This window comes from Kitasatospora arboriphila (assembly GCF_039528095.1).
In the GTDB taxonomy this organism is placed as follows: Bacteria; Actinomycetota; Actinomycetes; order Streptomycetales; family Streptomycetaceae; genus Kitasatospora; species Kitasatospora arboriphila.
The window spans coordinates 1-17,511 of sequence record NZ_BAAALD010000127.1; the positions used below are offsets into that span (position 1 = coordinate 1).

General features: G+C 72.3%; 14 protein-coding genes and 1 riboswitch. Of the genes, 10 read left to right on the top strand and 4 right to left on the bottom strand.

The annotated features are described in order from the left end of the window. The 5 genes from ABD353_RS35955 to ABD353_RS35975 form a co-directional block, all read left to right on the top strand. Window positions 1-783 (top strand): maleylpyruvate isomerase family mycothiol-dependent enzyme (locus ABD353_RS35955; RefSeq protein WP_344627921.1); only part of this gene is annotated, 783 nt, incomplete at its 5' end. A gap of 91 nt (window positions 784-874) precedes the next feature. Then, window positions 875-2,185, top strand: a complete 1,311-nt coding sequence (locus ABD353_RS35960) for a glycoside hydrolase family 18 protein (protein ID WP_344627922.1) — start codon at window positions 875-877, stop codon at window positions 2,183-2,185. 422 nt (window positions 2,186-2,607) lie between these two features. Beyond that, window positions 2,608-4,017: an N-acetylglucosamine/diacetylchitobiose ABC transporter substrate-binding protein gene (gene ngcE, locus ABD353_RS35965; RefSeq protein ID WP_344627923.1), complete on the top strand. Its 1,410-nt coding sequence runs from the start codon at window positions 2,608-2,610 to the stop codon at window positions 4,015-4,017. A 79-nt stretch (window positions 4,018-4,096) separates the two neighbouring features. Next, the gene (locus tag ABD353_RS35970; protein WP_344627924.1) at window positions 4,097-5,029 is read left to right on the top strand and encodes a carbohydrate ABC transporter permease; all 933 of its coding nucleotides are present in this window, start codon (window positions 4,097-4,099) and stop codon (window positions 5,027-5,029) included. A 14-nt stretch (window positions 5,030-5,043) separates the two neighbouring features. After that, window positions 5,044-5,982: a carbohydrate ABC transporter permease gene (locus tag ABD353_RS35975; protein ID WP_344627925.1), complete on the top strand. Its 939-nt coding sequence runs from the start codon at window positions 5,044-5,046 to the stop codon at window positions 5,980-5,982. A gap of 120 nt (window positions 5,983-6,102) precedes the next feature. Here the strand turns inward: ABD353_RS35975 and pepN are convergent, their stop codons facing one another. Continuing rightward, entirely contained in the window at window positions 6,103-8,667 is a 2,565-nt protein-coding gene (gene pepN / locus ABD353_RS35980) for an aminopeptidase N (RefSeq protein WP_344627926.1), read from the bottom strand. Window positions 8,668-8,839: 172 nt separating this feature from the next. Here pepN and ABD353_RS35985 point away from each other — a divergent pair, with 172 nt between their 5' ends. Then, complete coding sequence (locus ABD353_RS35985; protein ID WP_344627927.1) at window positions 8,840-9,508, top strand: mycothiol-dependent nitroreductase Rv2466c family protein; 669 nt, start codon at window positions 8,840-8,842, stop codon at window positions 9,506-9,508. 66 nt (window positions 9,509-9,574) lie between these two features. On the opposite strand, the gene ABD353_RS35990 is transcribed toward ABD353_RS35985, so the two are convergent. Continuing rightward, the gene (locus tag ABD353_RS35990; protein WP_425555324.1) at window positions 9,575-10,978 is read right to left on the bottom strand and encodes an amino acid permease; all 1,404 of its coding nucleotides are present in this window, start codon (window positions 10,976-10,978) and stop codon (window positions 9,575-9,577) included. A gap of 282 nt (window positions 10,979-11,260) precedes the next feature. Between ABD353_RS35990 and ABD353_RS35995 the strand changes: the two genes are divergently transcribed. Together ABD353_RS35995 and ABD353_RS36000 are read left to right on the top strand one after the other, a co-directional pair. Continuing rightward, on the top strand, window positions 11,261-11,878 hold the full coding sequence (locus ABD353_RS35995) for a biotin transporter BioY (protein WP_344627928.1): 618 nt from the start codon (window positions 11,261-11,263) through the stop codon (window positions 11,876-11,878). Between the two features lie 68 nt (window positions 11,879-11,946). Further along, the gene (locus ABD353_RS36000; protein WP_030270489.1) at window positions 11,947-12,432 is read left to right on the top strand and encodes a ribose-5-phosphate isomerase; all 486 of its coding nucleotides are present in this window, start codon (window positions 11,947-11,949) and stop codon (window positions 12,430-12,432) included. A 35-nt stretch (window positions 12,433-12,467) separates the two neighbouring features. On the opposite strand, the gene ABD353_RS36005 is transcribed toward ABD353_RS36000, so the two are convergent. Continuing rightward, a complete protein-coding gene (locus ABD353_RS36005) occupies window positions 12,468-13,727 on the bottom strand; it encodes a GNAT family N-acetyltransferase (protein ID WP_344627929.1) in 1,260 nt (419 codons plus the stop codon). A 302-nt stretch (window positions 13,728-14,029) separates the two neighbouring features. Between ABD353_RS36005 and ABD353_RS36010 the strand changes: the two genes are divergently transcribed. Both ABD353_RS36010 and ABD353_RS36015 read left to right on the top strand, forming a co-directional pair. Further along, window positions 14,030-15,160, top strand: coding sequence for a SpoIIE family protein phosphatase (locus tag ABD353_RS36010; protein ID WP_344627932.1), 1,131 nt, complete (start codon window positions 14,030-14,032; stop codon window positions 15,158-15,160). Window positions 15,161-15,596: 436 nt separating this feature from the next. Further along, a complete protein-coding gene (locus ABD353_RS36015) occupies window positions 15,597-15,791 on the top strand; it encodes a hypothetical protein (protein WP_030270493.1) in 195 nt (64 codons plus the stop codon). 200 nt (window positions 15,792-15,991) lie between these two features. On the opposite strand, the gene ABD353_RS36020 is transcribed toward ABD353_RS36015, so the two are convergent. Continuing rightward, complete coding sequence (locus ABD353_RS36020) at window positions 15,992-16,825, bottom strand: DUF6348 family protein (RefSeq protein ID WP_344627930.1); 834 nt, start codon at window positions 16,823-16,825, stop codon at window positions 15,992-15,994. A 346-nt stretch (window positions 16,826-17,171) separates the two neighbouring features. Further along, a riboswitch (cyclic di-AMP (ydaO/yuaA leader) is annotated at window positions 17,172-17,337 on the top strand. Window positions 17,338-17,511: the final 174 nt, after the last annotated feature.

A 17,511-nucleotide genomic window follows, 5' to 3' on the forward strand; every position in this document is an offset into this window, starting at 1 on the left:
CGACTTCCCCTGTGCGGGGGTGCGGCCCGGCCGTCGCCGTGGTGGCACGGAAGCACGGCGACGCGGTCGGACCTGTCGGACCTCGTCCACACCGAACGGCGGGCCCTGCCGGCGGACGTCCGGGACCTGACCGCGGAGCAGTGGACGGTGGAGTCGCCGTACGCGGGACGGAGCGTCCGCGACACGTCGGCGCACACGGCGGCGACGGCCCGGACCACCCCGCCGCTGTTCTTCCCCGGGACGGCCCGGGCCGGCTTCCGCTTCGAGGTGATGACGGCCCGGGAGGTCGCCGCACCGACCGTCGGGGAACCGGCCGCCACCGTGGCCGCCTCCGAGGCGGAGCTCGACCCGGTCCGCCACCCGCCCGGTCCGCCACCCGCCCGGTCCGCCACCCGCCCGGTCCGCCACCCGCCCGGCCCGACGGACACCCGGCCCGGCGAGACGGTGGTGCACGCCGAGGACATCCGCCGCCCGCTCGGCATCACCCACGCCCATCCGCCGCGGGCGCTGACCCGCTGCGCCGACCTCCACCTCCGCCTCGACGTCCTGATCGGGGGCGGGTGCCGGGCCGCCGGGCTGCGGCTGCGGGCCGCCGACACCTCCTGGACCGCCGGGGACGGGCCGGAGGTGGTCGGCCCGATGCCCTCCCTGCTGCCGGCCGTCACGGGCCGTCCGGCGGGCCTCGCCGGGCTCTTTGGGGACGGCCTGCCGGTGCTCGCCTCCCGGCTCCGGGACCCGTTCCGGCGCGCGGTGGCGGCGTACCGCGCCAACACCCGTCCGTGACCGCCCCCTTGTGCGCACCGGCCCCAGTGGACTAAACCTCTGTCTCGGCTTGGTTCAGACCAATTGACGCCGATTCAGAGAAGGCCACGGCATGCCCAGACGCACCTCCGCAGTCCTCGCGATGGCGGTCGCCGCCGCACTTGCCGCACCCACCGCCGCCCAGGCCCACGACCACGGCCCCCGCCTCAAGGGCGAGCGGGTCGGCTACTTCACCCAGTGGGGCATCTACGGCGGCTACTCCGCCAAGAAGGTGCAGGACTCCGGCCAGGCCGGAAAGCTCACCGTCCTCAACTACGCCTTCGGCAACGTCTCCGCCGACGGCACCTGCTTCGAGGCCAACGCCGCCGGTGTCGGCGACGCCTGGGCCGACTACCAGCGCCCGGTCGGCGCCGAGGAGTCGGTGGACGGCGTCGCCGACACCGCCGAGCAGCCGCTGAAGGGCAACTTCAACCAGCTGCGCAAGCTCAAGGCGAAGAACCCGCAGCTGCGCGCGGTGATCTCGCTCGGCGGCTGGACCTGGTCCAAGTACTTCTCGGACGCCGCCGCCACGGACGCCGCCCGCAAGAAGTTCGTCTCCTCCTGCGTCGACCTCTACCTCAAGGGCGACCTGCCGCAGCTCGGCTCCGCCGAGGGCGGCGCCGGTGCGGGCGCCGGCGTCTTCGACGGCATCGACATCGACTGGGAGTACCCCGGCGGCGGGGGCGACGCCGGCAACGTCGTCCGCCCGGAGGACGGCCGGAACTACACCCTGCTGATGCAGGAGTTCCGCCGCCAGCTGGACGCGCTCGGCCGGCAGCGGCACGCGCACTACCTGCTGACCGCCGCCGTCCCGGCCGGCGAGGAGAAGGCCGACCGGCTGGAGGTCCGCAAGGTCGCCAAGTCGGTGGACTGGCTCAACCTCATGACCTACGACCTGCACGGCCCCTGGGAGGCCCAGGGCCCGACCAACCACCAGGCCAACCTCTACTCGGACCCGGCCGACCCGTCCCCGGCGAACGCCGGCTACAGCGCGGACCGGGTGGTGCGGCACTACCTCGCGAAGGGCCTGCCCGCGGCCAAGGCGGTGCTCGGCGTGCCGTTCTACGGCTACGGCTGGACGGGCGTGCCGGACGGCGGCCGGGCCGGCCTGTACCAGAGCGCCACCGGCCTCGCCCAGGGCGGCAACCTGCCCTGGAACCGGATCAAGGACCTGCCGGGCGCCGTCCACGAGGACCGGCGGCACGGCGCGACCTGGAAGTACGACGGCACCGAGTTCTGGACGTACGACACACCCGATCTGCTGACCCGCAAGGCGCGCTACGTCGCCGTGAACGGCCTCGGTGGTGTGATGGCGTGGTCGCTCGACAACGACGACAGCCAGGGGACGCTGGTCGCCGCCCTGGACGCCGGCCTGCGGAGGTGACGGGCGGCAGGTGACGGCCGGGAGGTAACGGCCGGGGGTCACCACTGGCTTCCGGCCGTGCCGGACGCGCAGTTTCGGGCATCACGATTTCGGTTCGTTGATGCGCGAAGCTGCGCGTTTCCATGTTCAAACGCGCAAGAACGCGCTACCTTCTCGGTACCGGTCGGGCGGCCGCAATGGGCAGGCTCCCTGCGCATTGCACATGCTGCACCGCCCGCAACGCTTTGACTCCCAACCTGACCCATCCAGCGGCCCGACTATTGCCGGAGGGTGAACAGTGGACTATACCTGTGCGCATCGACCGCACGCCTCTGACCGGCGCAGTTGCCGCTAGGCGGGCCTGAAAGACCGGGAATTGACATCTCGTCATACCCCGCGGCATCACCATCTTCTTGGACATCGAGGGGCTAGGGGCACACTTCATGGGCTCTGCAACCGAGTACAACCGCCGGGACATCTTCAAGCGCGCCGCCGGCATCGCCGTGCTCGCTGCGACCGGCGGCTCCCTGCTCACCGCGTGTGCCGGCGGCACCGGCGGCAGCAGCGACAAGGGCGCGAAGGGCGCCGCGGGCTACAACCTGACCGACGCGAAGAACCCGTTCGGCGTCAAGGACGGCGAGGGCCTCGAGGTCTTCATCTTCGACGGCGGCTACGGCAACGAGTACGCCAAGCGGTTCGAGGAGATCTACTCCAAGAGCTACCCCGGCGCGAAGATCAACCACCAGGCCGACAAGGACGTCACCGGCAAGCTCCAGCCGCGCTTCAACGCCGGCTCCCCGCCGGACGTCATCGACGACTCGGGCGCCAAGCAGATGAAGCTCGACGTCCTCGCCGACTCCGGCCAGCTCACCGACCTCGCCCCGCTGCTGGACGCGCCCTACATCGACGACCCGTCGAAGAAGATCCGTGACGTCCTGATGCCCGGCACCATCGAGTCCGGCACCGTCAAGGGCAAGGTCTACAACCTGTCCTACGTCTACACCGTCTGGGGCTTCTGGTACTCCGGCAAGCTCTTCAAGGACAACGGCTGGACGGCGCCGAAGACCTGGGCCGAGTTCATCGACCTCTGCGGCAAGATCAAGGCCAAGGGCATCGCCCCGCTCGCCCACCAGGGCAAGTACCCGTACTACATCAACGTCGTCATGATGGACATGATCGCCAAGCAGGGCGGCCTGGACCTCATGAAGCGGATCGACAGCCTCGACGCCGCCGCCTGGGACGACCCGGCCGTGAAGACCGCCGTCGAGTCGTTCTTCCAGGTCGTCGACAAGGACTTCCTGCTGCCCGGTACCAACGGCATGACCCACACCGAGTCGCAGACCGCCTGGAACCAGTACAAGGCCGCGTTCATCCCCTCCGGCTCCTGGCTGGAGAACGAGCAGCTGCCGACCACCCCGGCCGACTTCGACATGAAGTTCCTGCCGATCCCGTCGCTGCCCGGCGACAAGCTGCCCTTCGAGGCCATCCGCGCCGGCGCCGGCGAGCCCTTCATCGTCCCGGCCAAGGCCAAGAACGTGGCCGGCGGCCTGGAGCTGCTGCGCATCATGCTGACCAAGGAGGCCTCGGGCAAGTTCGCCCAGACCGCCAACAGCCTCACCTGCCTCAAGGACGGCGTCGGCCCCGAGGTGCAGCTGAAGCCCGGCACGGCCTCGACCGTGGTCGCGCTGAAGGCAGCCGCCGCCAACACCTTCAACTTCCAGTACCCGAACACCGCCTCCAAGTTCGACGAGGACCTGCAGAACGCCTCGGGCGAGCTCATGGCCAAGCGCATCACTCCCGCGGAGTGGATCAAGCGCGCCAAGGAGTCGGCCACCAAGAACAAGACCGCCTGACCGGTCGGACTCGAACAGCGCACCGGGGGCCCCGAACCGCCCCCGGTGCGCCCGCCTGACGGACAGGAGAAGTGACCGCATGCGTCACGGCAAGTACCCCTTCATCGTGGGGTTCCTCTTCCTCCCGATCGTGCTGTACGTCGGCCTGGTGCTCTGGCCGTACGCACAGACCTTCGGATACTCCCTGACCGACTGGTCCGGGGCGAGCCAGGAGATGAATTTCATCGGCCTGGACAACTACACGAGACTCCTCGATGACGAGGTCTTCGGCGGGGCGCTGTGGCACAACCTGCTGCTGCTGGTCCTGCTGCCGATCGTGACGATACTGATCGCGCTCTTCTTCGCCTTCATGCTCAACGTCGGCGGGAAGACCGGCACCGGCGGCGTCCAGGGCGTCCGCGGCGCCGGTTTCTACAAGGTGGTCTTCTTCTTCCCGCAGGTCCTGTCGATCGCGATCCTCGCCGTGCTGTGGGGCGCCGTCTACCGCACCGACGGCAGCGGCCTCGCCAACGGCATCCTGATCAAGCTCGGCCTGGCCTCGGCGAACGACCCGGTGCAGTTCCTGTCCAACCCGGACATGGTGCTCTGGTGCGTGCTCGCCGTCCTCGTCTGGTCCGGCGTCGGCTTCTACCTGGTGCTGTTCTCCGCGGCGATGCAGTCCATCCCCAAGGACATCTACGAGGCCGCCCTGCTGGACGGCGCCAAGCGCGCCCAGACCTTCTTCCGGATCACCCTGCCGCTGCTCTGGGAGACCGTGCAGACCGCCTGGGTGTACCTGGCGATCGTCGCGATGGACGCCTTCGCCCTCGTCTCCAGCATCACCCCGGGCGCCTACTTCGGCGGCGGCCCCGACCACCACAGCGAGCTGATCTCCACGTACCTGATGCGCAGCTTCCTGCGCAACGGCGAGGCGGGCTACGCCTGCGCCATGGGCGTGGTGATCTTCTTCTTCACGCTGATCCTGACCATCGTCTCGCTCTGGGTCACCAAGCGCGACAAGATCGAGTACTGAGCGGGGACGGCGACATGAGCACTCTCGACAAGGCCGCGAGCCTCCCCGGCCAGCGCGCCGGCAGCCGGCCCACCGACCGCCCGCAGCGCTTCGCCGAAGGCGGCGGCGTGCTGAACGTCTTCTCGCACGGCTTCCTCGCCCTGTGGGCCGTGATGATCGTCCTGCCGCTGGCCTGGGTCGTCCTCGGCTCCTTCAAGACCGACGCCCAGATCAACGGCTCCGCCTGGAGCTGGCCCGACACCTTCAAGTTCGACGCCTTCGGCCGTGCCTGGGAGAAGGGCATCGGCGGATTCTTCGTCAACACCCTGATCGTCCTGTCGGGCTCGCTGACGCTGACGATGCTGCTCGGCTCGATGGCCGCCTACGTGCTGGCCCGCTACGAGTTCAGGGGCAACAAGGTCATCTACTACCTGTTCGTCGCCGGCGCGATGTTCCCGGTGTACCTGGCCCTGGTGCCGCTGTTCTTCATGGTCCGCAACCTGGGCGAGGTCAGCCCGCTGCTCGGCCTCAACAGCTACCTCGGCCTGATCCTGGTGTACGTGGCGTTCTCGCTGCCGTTCACCGTCTTCTTCATGTACTCGTTCTTCCGCACCCTGCCGACCGCCGTGCACGAGGCGGCCATGCTGGACGGCTGCTCGCACACCCGGGCGTTCTTCCGGATCATGGTGCCGATGGCCAAGCCCGGCCTGATCAGCGTCGGCATCTTCAACGTGCTCGGCCAGTGGAACCAGTACATCCTGCCGGTGACCCTGATGCAGCCCACCACCGCCGGCGAGGCCGACCACTCGATGCTCGCCCAGGGCCTGGTCAACCTCGCCTTCCAGTCCGGCTACAAGAGCGACGCCCCGGCCCTGTTCGCCGGCATGACGATCGCCATGCTGCCCGTGCTGGTGGTCTACCTCTCCTTCCAGCGCCAGGTCCAGGCCGGCCTCACCTCGGCCACGCTCAAGTAGCGGCGGCGCCCGGGGCACAGGGGCAGCGACAACAGGGGCGCGGGGATCCGCGCGAGTCGGAAGGGCACCGCGTGTGCCGTCCCGCCGCGCGGATCCCCGCGCCCCTCGTCGTCCCCCGGGTCAGCCCCGGTCGCAGGCCTGCGCCCGCAGGGCCCGGGCCAGGTCGTCACGGCACTCGACCACCAGGCGCCGCAGCGCCGGCGCCGCCCCCTCGTGCTCGGACAGCCAGGCGTCCGCCGCGTCCAGGGTCTTCTGCCCGGTCTGGTACTTCGGGAAGAAGCCGCCGACGATCCGCATCGCGATCTCGATCGACCGCTGCTTCCAGACGTCCTCCAGCATCGCGAAGTACGGCTCGGTGTACGGCGCCGTCAGCTCCCGCTGACCGGCCTGCGCGAAGCCCGCGATCTGGGCCTCCACCAGGGCGTTCGGCAGCTCGTCGGAGTCCACGACGGCCGTCCAGGCGGCGGCCTTGGCACCGGGCGTGGGCAGCGCGGCGAGGCACTGGGTGAGCTGGCGGCGGCCGCTCGCGGTGTTGTCCCGCTGCAGCTCCTGCTCCATCTCCTCGCCGGTCGCGGCGCCGGCCGCGGCGAGCGCCAGCCAGAGCGACCACCGCAGCTCCTGGTCGACGTCCAGACCGTCGATCCGGGCGGTGCCCTCCAGCAGGCCGCGGACCAGCCGCAGCTGCTCGGGGCCGTGCGCCGCCGCGGCGGTGAAGCGCGCCCAGGCCAGCTGGTGGTCGCTGCCCGGCACGGCCGCGCGCAGCTCGCGGACGGCGCACTCGGCGAGCAGCCGGCCGCCCTCCTCGCGCCACTCGGGGTCGGCGTACAGGTCGAGCGCGGTCTGCGCCTGCAGGTGCAGCGACTGCAGCACCCCGATCTCGGACTCCCGGCCGGCGAAGTCCAGCACCAGCGCCAGGTAGTCGCGGGCCGGCATCAGCCCGTCGCGGGTCAGGTTCCACACCGCGGACCAGGCCAGCGCCCGGGCCAGGTCGTCCCGGACGTCACCGAGGGCGGCGCGCAGCGTCGCCAGCGAGCCCTCGTCGAAGCGGACCTTGCAGTACGTCAGGTCGTCGTCGTTGACCAGCACCAGGGCCGGCCGGTGCAGCCCGACGGCGTCGGCGACCACCGTGCGGCCGCCGGTCACGTCGAGTTCGATCCGCGCGGTGCGCACCAGCGCCCCGGTCTCGTCCCGGTCGTACAGGCCGACGGCGATCCGGTGCGGGCGCAGCACGCCGCCGTCCTGGACGACGGCGAGCTCGGTGATCCGGCCCTCGGCGTCCACGGTGAGCTGCGGGGCCAGGGTGTTCACCCCGGAGGTCTGCAACCAGGCGGCCGACCAGGCGGTCAGGTCGCGGCCGCTGGTCTCCTCCAGGGCGTCCAGCAGGTCGGTGAGCACGGTGTTGCCGTACGCGTGCCGCTTGAAGTAGGTGCGGGCGCCGGCCAGGAAGGGCTCGCGGCCGACGTACGCCACCAGCTGCTTGAGCACCGAGGCGCCCTTGGCGTAGGTGATGCCGTCGAAGTTGAGCTTGGCGTCCTCCAGGTCCCGGATGTCCGCCGTGATCGGGTGGGTGGTCGGGAACTGGTCCTGCCGGTACGCCCAGGCCTTGCGGCGGTTCGCGAAGGTGATCCACACCGCCCGGTACCGGGTCGCCTCGACCTGCGAGAACGAGCCCATGAAGTCCGCGAAGGACTCCTTCAGCCACAGGTCGTCCCACCACTTCATGGTGACCAGGTCGCCGAACCACATGTGGGCCATCTCGTGCAGCACCACGTTGGCCCGGCCCTCGTACGCCGCCTCGGTCACCTTCGAGCGGAAGACGAACTCCTCGCGGAAGGTCACGCAGCCCGGGTTCTCCATCGCGCCGATGTTGTACTCGGGGACGAAGCACTGGTCGTACTTGCCGAACGGGTACGGGTAGTCGAACTCGTCGTGGAAGAAGTCCAGGCCCTGCTTGGTGACGGTGAAGATCTCGTCCGAGTCGAAGTACGGCGCCAGCGAGCGGCGGCAGGTCGCGGCGAGCGGGATCTCCAGCCGGGTGCCGTCCGGCAGGGTGCGGCCGTAGTGGTCGCGGGCCACGTGGTACGGCCCGGCCACCACCGCCGTCAGGTACGTCGAGATCGGCTTCGTCGGGACGAACCGCCACGTCCGGCTGCCGCTGCCGTCCGCGGTGACCTCCTCGTGCACCGCGTTGGCGTACACGTCCCAGGCCGCCGGCGCGGTCACGGTGAAGGAGAACGGGGCCTTGAGGTCCGGCTGCTCGAAGTTCGCGAACACCCGGCGGGCGTCGGCCGGCTCGAAGTGGGTGTACAGGTAGGTCTCGCCGTCCGCCGGGTCGACGAACCGGTGCAGGCCCTCGCCGGTGCGGCTGTACGCGCAGTCCGCCTCCACGACCAGCTCGTTCTGCGCGGCCAGGCCCGGCAGCGCCACCCGGGCGCCGTCGAACACCTCGGCCGGGTCCAGCGCCCGGCCGTTCAGCACCACCGAGCGGACGGCCGGCGCCAGCAGGTCCACGAAGGTGTCCGAGCCCGGCGCGGAGCAGCGGAACGCCAGGGTCGTGGTGGAGCGGAAGACGTCGACCGCCGGGTCGGGCGCGGAGGTGACGTCCAGATGGACGCGGTAGCCCTCCACCTGGATCAACTCGGCCCGCTGCTGGGCTTCTTCGCGGCTCAGGTTCTTGCCCGGCACGGCGGTACTCCTTTGTCCGGATCGCACGCTGTGAGGAAAACTGCACGGCCGCGCCGGTGGGCCCGGCCGGGGGCATCCTTTCACGCGCCGCCCGCGCCGCCCCGGCACAGCACCGGGCGGTGCGCACGGAATCAACCGGGCCGCCGCGCGGTTGGCACCGCGGGGTACACCCATGCACCCGAACGCCGACCGAAGGACGCCGTCCGTGACGACTGCCGACTCCCGCAAGATCGCCGACTTCTGGTTCGACCCGATCTGCCCCTGGGCCTGGATGACCTCCCGCTGGATGCTGGAGGTCGAGCAGCTGCGCCCGGTGGACACCCGCTGGCACGTGATGAGCCTGTCCGTGCTCAACGAGGGCCGGGACGAGCTGCCCGAGAAGTACAAGGAACTGCTCGCGAAGGGCTGGGGCCCGGTGCGCGTGCTGATCGCCGCCGCCCAGGCGCACGGCGACAAGGTGCTCGGCCCGCTCTACACCGAGCTCGGCCTGCGCTTCCACAACCAGGGCCTGCCGAACGAGCGGGCCACCATCGAGGCCGCCCTGGAGGCCGCCGGCCTGCCGGTCGAGCTCGCCGACGCCGCCGACACCGACGCCCACGACGACGCCCTGCGCGCCTCGCACCGCGAGGGCATCTCGCTGGTCGGCGAGGACGTCGGCACCCCGGTGATCGCCGTCGACGGCCCGGACGGCGACCGGATCGCCTTCTTCGGCCCGGTGGTCACCCCCACCCCGCGTGGCGAGGCCGCCGCCCGCCTGTGGGACGGCACCCTGCTCGTCGCCGCCACCCCGGGCTTCTACGAGATCAAGCGCACCCGCACCGCCGGCCCGTCCTTCGAGTAAGGACCCCGGCGGGGAGTACGACGGAGGGGCGCGGGTTATCCCGCGCCCCTCCGTCGTACCCGTGCCCTAGGCCGTCACGGCCCGCTTCTGCTTCAGCCAGCCGGCCACGGCCAGCGCGACCGCCAGACCGCCGGTGAAGTACAGCTGGATCCGGTTGTTCTCGTCCAGCAGCATCAGCGCCAGCACGCCCAGGATGCCGGCCAGCGCCACCCAGGTCAGGTACGGGAAGGCCCACATCCGCACCGACAGCTGCTCCGGCGCCTCACGCTCCAGCCGCCGCCGCATCCGCAGCTGCGCCACCGCGATGAACGCCCAGACCACCAGCACCGAGGCGCCGACCATGTTCAGCAGCCAGGTGAAGACGGTGTCCGGCCACCAGTAGCTCAGCAGCACCGCCAGGAAGCCGAAGCCGGAGGAGGCCAGCACGGCCCGGCGCGGCACCCCGCCGCCGATCTTGGCCAGCGCCTTCGGGCCCTGGCCACGCTGCACCAGCGAGTACGCCATGCGGGAGGAGCCGTAGATGTTGGCGTTCATCGCGGACAGCAGCGCGATCAGCACGACGACGTTCATGACCTGGCCGGCGCCCGGGATGCCCAGGCTGTTCAGCACCGCCACGTACGGGCCGGGGCTCAGCATCGAGGAGTCGTTCCACGGGACGAGGGTGACGATCACGACCATCGAACCGACGTAGAACAGCGCGATCCGCCACATCGCGGTGCGCACCGCGCCCGCCACGCTGCGCCGGGGGTCCTTGGACTCGGCGGCGGCGATGGTCACGGTCTCCAGGCCGCCGTACGCGAAGACGGAGGCCAGCAGGCCGGTGACCAGGCCGGTGGTGCCGTTCGGCAGGAAGCCGCCGTGGCCGGTCAGGTTGGCGGCGCCGGGGGAGTCGGTGCCGGGCAGCACACCGGTGATGGCCAGGACGCCGATCACCAGGAACGCGGCGATCGCGGTGACCTTGATCGCGGCGAACCAGAACTCGAACTCGCCGAAGTTCTTCACCGCCGCCAGGTTGCTGGCGCAGAAGAAGGCCATGAAGACGGCCACCCACACCCACAGCGGCACCCCGGGGAACCAGCCCTGCATCACGTGCGAGGCGCCGATCGCCTCCGCCGCGACACCGACGCACAGCAGCGTCCAGAACATCCAGCCGACGGTCAGGCCGGCCCACGGCCCGATCTCCCGCTCCGCGTGCACCGAGAAGGAACCGCTGGACGGGCGGGCGGCGGACATCTCGCCGAGCATCCGCATCACCAGCATGACGAGGACACCGGAGATGGCGAACGCCAGGATGATCGCCGGGCCGGCGGCCGCGATGCCGGCGCCGGAGCCGACGAAGAGGCCGGCACCGATCACGCCGCCGAGCGCGATCATGGACAGATGGCGAGGCTTGAGGCCCGCAGCCAGCGTGCCCTCGGCGGCGGGCTCGGTGGCCGGCCGCTCCAGGGTGGGCGTGGGGGTGGTCGTCATCGGCGCATCCAGAGTTCGTCGGATATCGGAACGAGTTGTCCACTATTCGGCAGGCCGGATGGACACGCCAAGAAATCCCGGCGAGAGACCGCAATTCGGACACTCCCGTGACGCTGCGTGCCCGACGTCTCACCGTGGCACCGGAGCGCCGGCGCAGTGCCGCAGGCAGGACCCCACAAAGCCCGGCCCTGACGCTTTGTCGGAGACGGCGCCGTCAGTTCGCACACCTGCGCGTAGGTTCACAACTGTTCACTGATCATCGAGCAGAAGCGGAGCCCTCCGATGGCCACGGCCGCGCCGATCACCGGCACCCCCGGCACCCCCGGCACCCTCGTCCTCGCCGACCTGCTGCCCCGCGCCACCACCCGCCTCGGCGGCCAGGTGCGCGAACTCGCCCTCGTCGCCGGCGGCGCCGCCCTCACCGGCCTCGCCGCCCAGCTGTCCGTCCCGGTGCCCGGCTCGCCCGTCCCCGTCACCGGCCAGACCTTCGCGGCACTGCTCGTCGGCACCGCCCTCGGCGCCCGCCGCGGCACCGCCGCCCTCGGCCTCTACCTGCTCGCCGGCACCGCCGGCCTGCCCTGGTTCGCCGACGGCACCTCCGGCTGGACGATGCCCAGCCTCGGCTACGTCCTCGGCTTCGTCCTCGCCGCCGGCCTCACCGGCGCGCTCGCCCGCCGCGGCGCCGACCGCAGCCCGCTGCGCACCGCCGGCGCCATGGTCCTCGGCAACCTCGCGATCTACGCCGTCGGCGTGCCCTACCTCGCCGCCGCCCTGCACGTCCCGCTCGCGAAGGCGGCCGACCTCGGCCTCTACCCCTACCTGGTCGGCGACGCCCTCAAGGCCGTCCTCGCCATGGGCGCCCTGCCGCTCGCCTGGAAGCTCCTCGGCCGCACCCGCTGACCGGGGCGCAGGGGCACGCGCCCGCCCCCTCCCGCGGGCCGGTGCACGCGCATGCCACACTCATGGTCATGCGCGTGTACCTGGGCTCCGACCATGCCGGATACGAACTGAAGAACCACCTCGTCGAGTGGCTGAAGGGGGCCGGCCACGAGCCGGTCGACTGCGGCCCGCACATCTACGACGCCGAGGACGACTACCCGCCGTTCTGCCTGCGCGCCGCCGAGCGCACCGCCGCCGACCCCGAGGCCCTCGGCGTCGTCATCGGCGGCTCCGGCAACGGCGAGGCGATCGCCGCCAACAAGGTCAAGGGCGTCCGCGCCGCGCTCGCCTGGAGCGAGCAGACCGCCGCCCTCGGCCGCGAGCACAACAACGCCAACGTCATCTCCGTCGGCGGCCGCATGCACACCCTCGACGAGGCCACCAAGTTCGTCGAGATCTTCCTCAACACCCCGTACAGCGGCGAGGCCCGGCACACCCGCCGGATCGAGATGCTGAGCGAGTACGAGACCACCGGCGAGCTCCCGCCGATCCCGGCCCACCACCCCCAGGGCTGACCGACCCCTCCGAGACGCCTGGGCCGCACGGGCCGTCAGAACCCGTGCGGCAGCCAGGGTGCCACGTCCGAGGCGAACGCCCGCGACGCCTGCGCCAGCGCCCCCTCCCGCAGCTCGGTGACCAGACCCGCCCGGGCCAGCGCCGCCAGCGTCTCCCCGCCGAGGTAGGCGCACCCCAGCTCCCGGACGTCCAGCACCAGATCGGCCGGCGCCCCGGTGCGGACACAGCTCGTCGCCCGGCCGGGCCCGGCACTGCGCAGCCGCCAGCGACCCGCGTTCCACGGACAGAAGCCGTCCGCCACCTCCAGCACCACGTCCAGCGGCTGCGCGTAGCCCCGCGACTCCAGCGCCGCCCCGACGTCCACCAGCCGCAGGTGCAGCGCGTCGCTCAGCCGCGGCTCCAGCCGGCGCACGTCCGACACCAGGTGCAGCAGCGGATCGTCCACCGGCAGGTTCCCCGCCTCCACCGTGTCCACCAGGTCCAGGTCCAGCAGGAAGCGCCACAGCCGCGCGTACACCGCAGGCGTCAGCGCCTCGACGTCCCGCACCTTCACCCGGCCCACCGCGTTGTCCGCCGCCGACCAGTCCACCTTCGCCGAGTAGCGGGCGTAGCCGAGCAGCTTGCCGCTCTCGGCGTCCTCGGCGAGCACGCACTGCCGCGGCGAGAAGCCGCCCCGCGAGGACGGCACGTCCAGCAGCGGGTGCCGCTCCCAGCCGGGGCTCCGCTCCAGCCGGCCCGGACGCCCCGGCACCAGCGCGGCGTACAGCTCCTCGCAGGCCGGCGAGGCCTCCACCGGGTCGGCCAGCCGCAACCGCAGCGCCGGGTTCTCCGCCACCGGCAGCGACACCCGGTGGCAGGGCACCTTCACCGCCATCCGCCAGGTGGCCCGCCCGAACCCGAACCGGCCGTAGATGCCCGGCTCCGAGGCGGTCAGCGCCGCCAGCGGCTCCCGCGCGGCCCGTACGTCGTCCAGCAGCCTCCGCATCAGCGCCGTCAGCCCGCCCCGGCGGCGGTGGGTGGGCAGCACGCCGACCATGGTGACGCCCGCCACCGGCAGCACCGCCCCGCCGGGCACCGCCATCCGGAAGCTGAACGCCCCGCCGCCACCGACCGGCTCCGCACCGTCGCACACCACCAGGGAACGTCCGACCTCGGTCAGCGAGCGGTACAGCTCCCGCTCCTCGGCCGACTCCTCCTCACCGCCGAACGCGACCTCCAGCCGGCGGTACCAGCCGTCCCACTCCTCCGCGGCGAGCGGACGGACCGTCAGCGTGCCGGTGTCACCTGTCGTCATGCCGCCCACCCTCGCACCCGGCGCCGGCCGTGTGCGACCGACTTACCGCCGCGCCGTCACCACCCGGCGCCCGGACGACGGCACGCGCCCCCGGAGCGCGGACGACGGCGCACTCCCGCCACCCGGCCGAAACCCGCCGCAGAACACCCGGGCGCCCGCGCAGCCCCGGCGCAGGCGTCGACGCCGACCCGCAACCGTGGATAAGGTCGGACCCCATGGCTGGCAGCACGCAGGGCACCCCGCCCCGGACGACTGCGACGGGCCCCACCGCGAGCGCGGCCAGGGAGCCCGTGACGGCCCGGTTGCGCACGAGGCTCCGCCGGGCCCGACGCACCGTGCGCCGAACCGGCGTCGACTACTTCCGCGGCGCCGCCCCCGACTGGCTCGCCTTCGCGCTCTTCCTCGCCGCCGTCCCGCTGCTCGTCGTCCTCAACATCTGGATCCCGGCCTGGGTGCCGCCCACCTCCCTGGTGCTCCCCGTCCTCGCCGGCTCCCTGCTGCTGCGCCCCGGCACCCTCGTCCTGCTCTACGCCGCCGCCGCGGTCGGCCTCTCCACCGAATCGCTCATCCACACCGGCGAACGCGTCGCCAGCGACAACCCCGACGCCTACGTCTACGGCGTCACCCCCGGCGCCGCCCTGGTCGTCGGCGCGGTCGGCGTCGCCGGCCTGCTGCTCGCCCAGTTCCGCAGCCGGGTCGGCGTGCCCTGGCGCGGCGGCGGCACCATGCTCTTCGACCTCCGCGAACGGCTCCGGGTGCAGAGCCAGTTGCCCCGGCTGCCCGAGGGCTGGTCCGCGGACATGGCGCTGCGCCCCGCCGGCGGCCAGTCCTTCTCCGGCGACTTCGTGGTCGCCGCCCGCACCGGCCCCGGCGGCCGCACCCTGGAGGTCGTCCTCGCCGACGTCTCCGGCAAGGGCATGGACGCCGGCAGCCGTGCCCTGCTGCTCTCCGGCGCCTTCGGCGGACTGCTCGGCTCGCTGCCCGCGCACGACTTCCTGCCCGCCGCCAACGGCTACCTGCTGCGCCAGGAGTGGGAGGAGGGCTTCGCCACCGCCGTCCACCTGGTGCTCGACCTCGACACCGGCCAGTACGAACTGCTCTCCGCCGGCCACCTGCCCGGCATGCAGCGGCACGGCGGTACCGGCGTCTGGGAGGCCAAGGAGTCCGAGGAGGGCCCGCTGCTCGGCATCTACGACGGTGCCAAGTTCGAGGGCCTGCGCGGCCGGCTCGACAGCGGGGACGTGCTGATGCTGTGCACCGACGGCATGGTCGAGATCCCCGGCCGCGACCTCGCCGAGGGCATGGACCGGCTGATGGGCGAGGCCGACCGACTCGTCGTCAACGGCTTCCGCGGCGCCGCAGGCCGCCTCATCGAGACCGTCGCCAAGGACGTCAACGACGACCGCGCCGTGCTGCTGGTGTGGCGGCAGTAGCGCCTGTCAACCCCCGGGAGTGATCTTCGGCCAATCCTGACAACCTCTTCACCTGCGGAGCGCGGGCCCCGGGCCTGCCGATTGGCCATTCCGGCGCGTTCCACCCCGCCCCCGCCGACGGTTCGTCAGAAGACATCGGCTATCGTCTCGGTCGGCGGAAATTCGTCTCACATGGCAGGATCTTCGCTCCGGGCTCTCGGCTAGTCCTTTACGCAGGCAGCACGAACGACCACACTGAGTCCGGGTGGGCTGGTCGATGCTCGGGGGACGGGGGGCGAGAGGTGCGGCAGACAGCAGGCGTCACCGTCGCCGCGGACGCCTCCACGGCGGCGGGATCGGTCGACTCGTGCCAGGGACGGTCGGCGCAGGCCGCGGTCCGGTTCCGACACGGGGTTCCAGCACGAACCCCTGCCACAGATTGAGGAAGTGAGCCAGGGTGGCCTTCTCCGTCTCCGCGCTGTTCCTGTTCGGCGTCATCGTCGTCATCTTCATCCGCAACAAGCAGCTGAAGACCAGCCACGCCATCATCGCGGCGCTCTTCGGCTTCATGGTGAGCCAGTCCACGGCGGCCCGGCCGATCCAGGACTTCCTCAACCAGCTGGCGAAGACCATCTCCTCCGTCGCGAGCTGACCCCTCCCGCGGGCCGGACTCCGCCCCGGCGGGCGAACTCCGCTCCGGTGGGCCGAAGTCCCCTTCGCGGGACGGACTCCGCCCTCGCGGGCCGGGTTCCGTCCCCGTCCCGGCGGTGTCGTCCGACCCGGTCGTGCCCGTCCGTCCCGGCGGTGTCGCCCGACCCGGGCCGACCGCCGTCGTGAGCCGGCCGCCCGGACCTACCGTCCGGCCCGGGCCCGCCGCCAGCGGGCCAGCACCCCCAGCCGCGTGGCGGGCGCGGCGGGCGCAGTGTTCCCCACGGCCCCGGCGGGCCGGGCGCCGCCGGCGTCCACGGGGACGGAGCGAACCGCCGCGGGGGCCTCCCCGACGGGCCGGCCCTCCGGCACCATCAGCACGAACAGCCGTGCCCAGCACAGCCGTTCGCCGCGCGGCCAGCCGAGCGCACGCAGCGCCGCCGAGGCGGACTCGGACACCGCGCCGTTGACCCGGACCTCGGCGACGTCCTCGCCCGCCCGGCCGCCCAGGAACAGCTTCACACCCGTCACGGCCGGCTCCGCACCGTCCGGAGCCAGCTCCGGGGCCAGCACCTCGGCGAGCTCCGGCAGCAGCCGGTGGCCGGCGAGCCACTCCGACAGCCGTTCACTGTCGAAGCCGAAGACGGCGGCCGGTCCCTGCACGGCCTGCCAACCCGGCAACCGCGCCGCGCGGACGTGGTCGCCGTGCGCCCCGCGGCCCTCCTGCAGCTCGACCACGGCGGCCGCGGTGGTGGTCGCCCACATCCGCACCGCGCTCTCCAGCCGCTCCTCCTCCGTCCGGCCGAGGCCCGCCGTGCAGTCCCACACCACCGGGCCGCCCGCCCGCCCCACGTCGAAGGCGAAACCGAGGTCGACGTGCCCCGCGCCGCCGCCCTCGCCGGGGTGCTCCCGCACCGCCACGGCCGTCGTCCCGGGCCCGCGGACCACACTGCCCTCGACCGTGAACCGCTGACCGAACCGGGCCATCTCCCGGACGACGCTGCGCTGGATCACATCCAGCCGGGACTGCGCGCGCACCCGGGCTCCTCGCTCGAAAAGGGGTCGAACACCGCTCGGGAGCGAGGCTATCGGCCCCCCGGGTGACCAGCGTCACCGGGCGGGCCATGATCCGTGCCGGGCCGCGAGCGGGCAGCCACGCGGGGTGTCCGATTTGCCTGACTGCTGATGATCCGGGCACGTACGGTCACTGCGGTGACTGCGCTCCGCCCACCGGCGGCGGGCGGAGAGTGACCCCCGCAGGGGCCCCCGAGGGCCTCCGGAGACGGGGAGCTTGCCACCGGAGGGGCCCATCGGTTTTCCTCGGAGCCTGCCCGGCCACAACGGCTGGGCGGGCCACCGGGCGGAACGCCGAGTCCTGCCGCCGTCCGGGGTCACGCACCCTTCCGTGCACGGCAGGAGCGGGGGACCCAAGGTAAGTGCCGCACCCGGTGATCCGGGGACGGCTTGGGGTGAAGTCGCGTCATTTCCGCGACCGGGCGAACTCCCCGCCCGAACCCGACAGCTCACCTCGCAGGCGTCGGAGAGGAACACCCCCATGTCCGTTCTGGGCACCCGTCTGTCCCGCGTCGCCGTCGCCACCGGTGTGGCCGCCGCCGCCATCGCCATCCCCGTCACCGCCGCCTCCGCCGCGAGCGCCCACGGCGCCGTCCCGGCCGCCGCTCCGGCCGCCGCGCACGCCGAGGCCCCCGCTGGCGCTCCGGCCG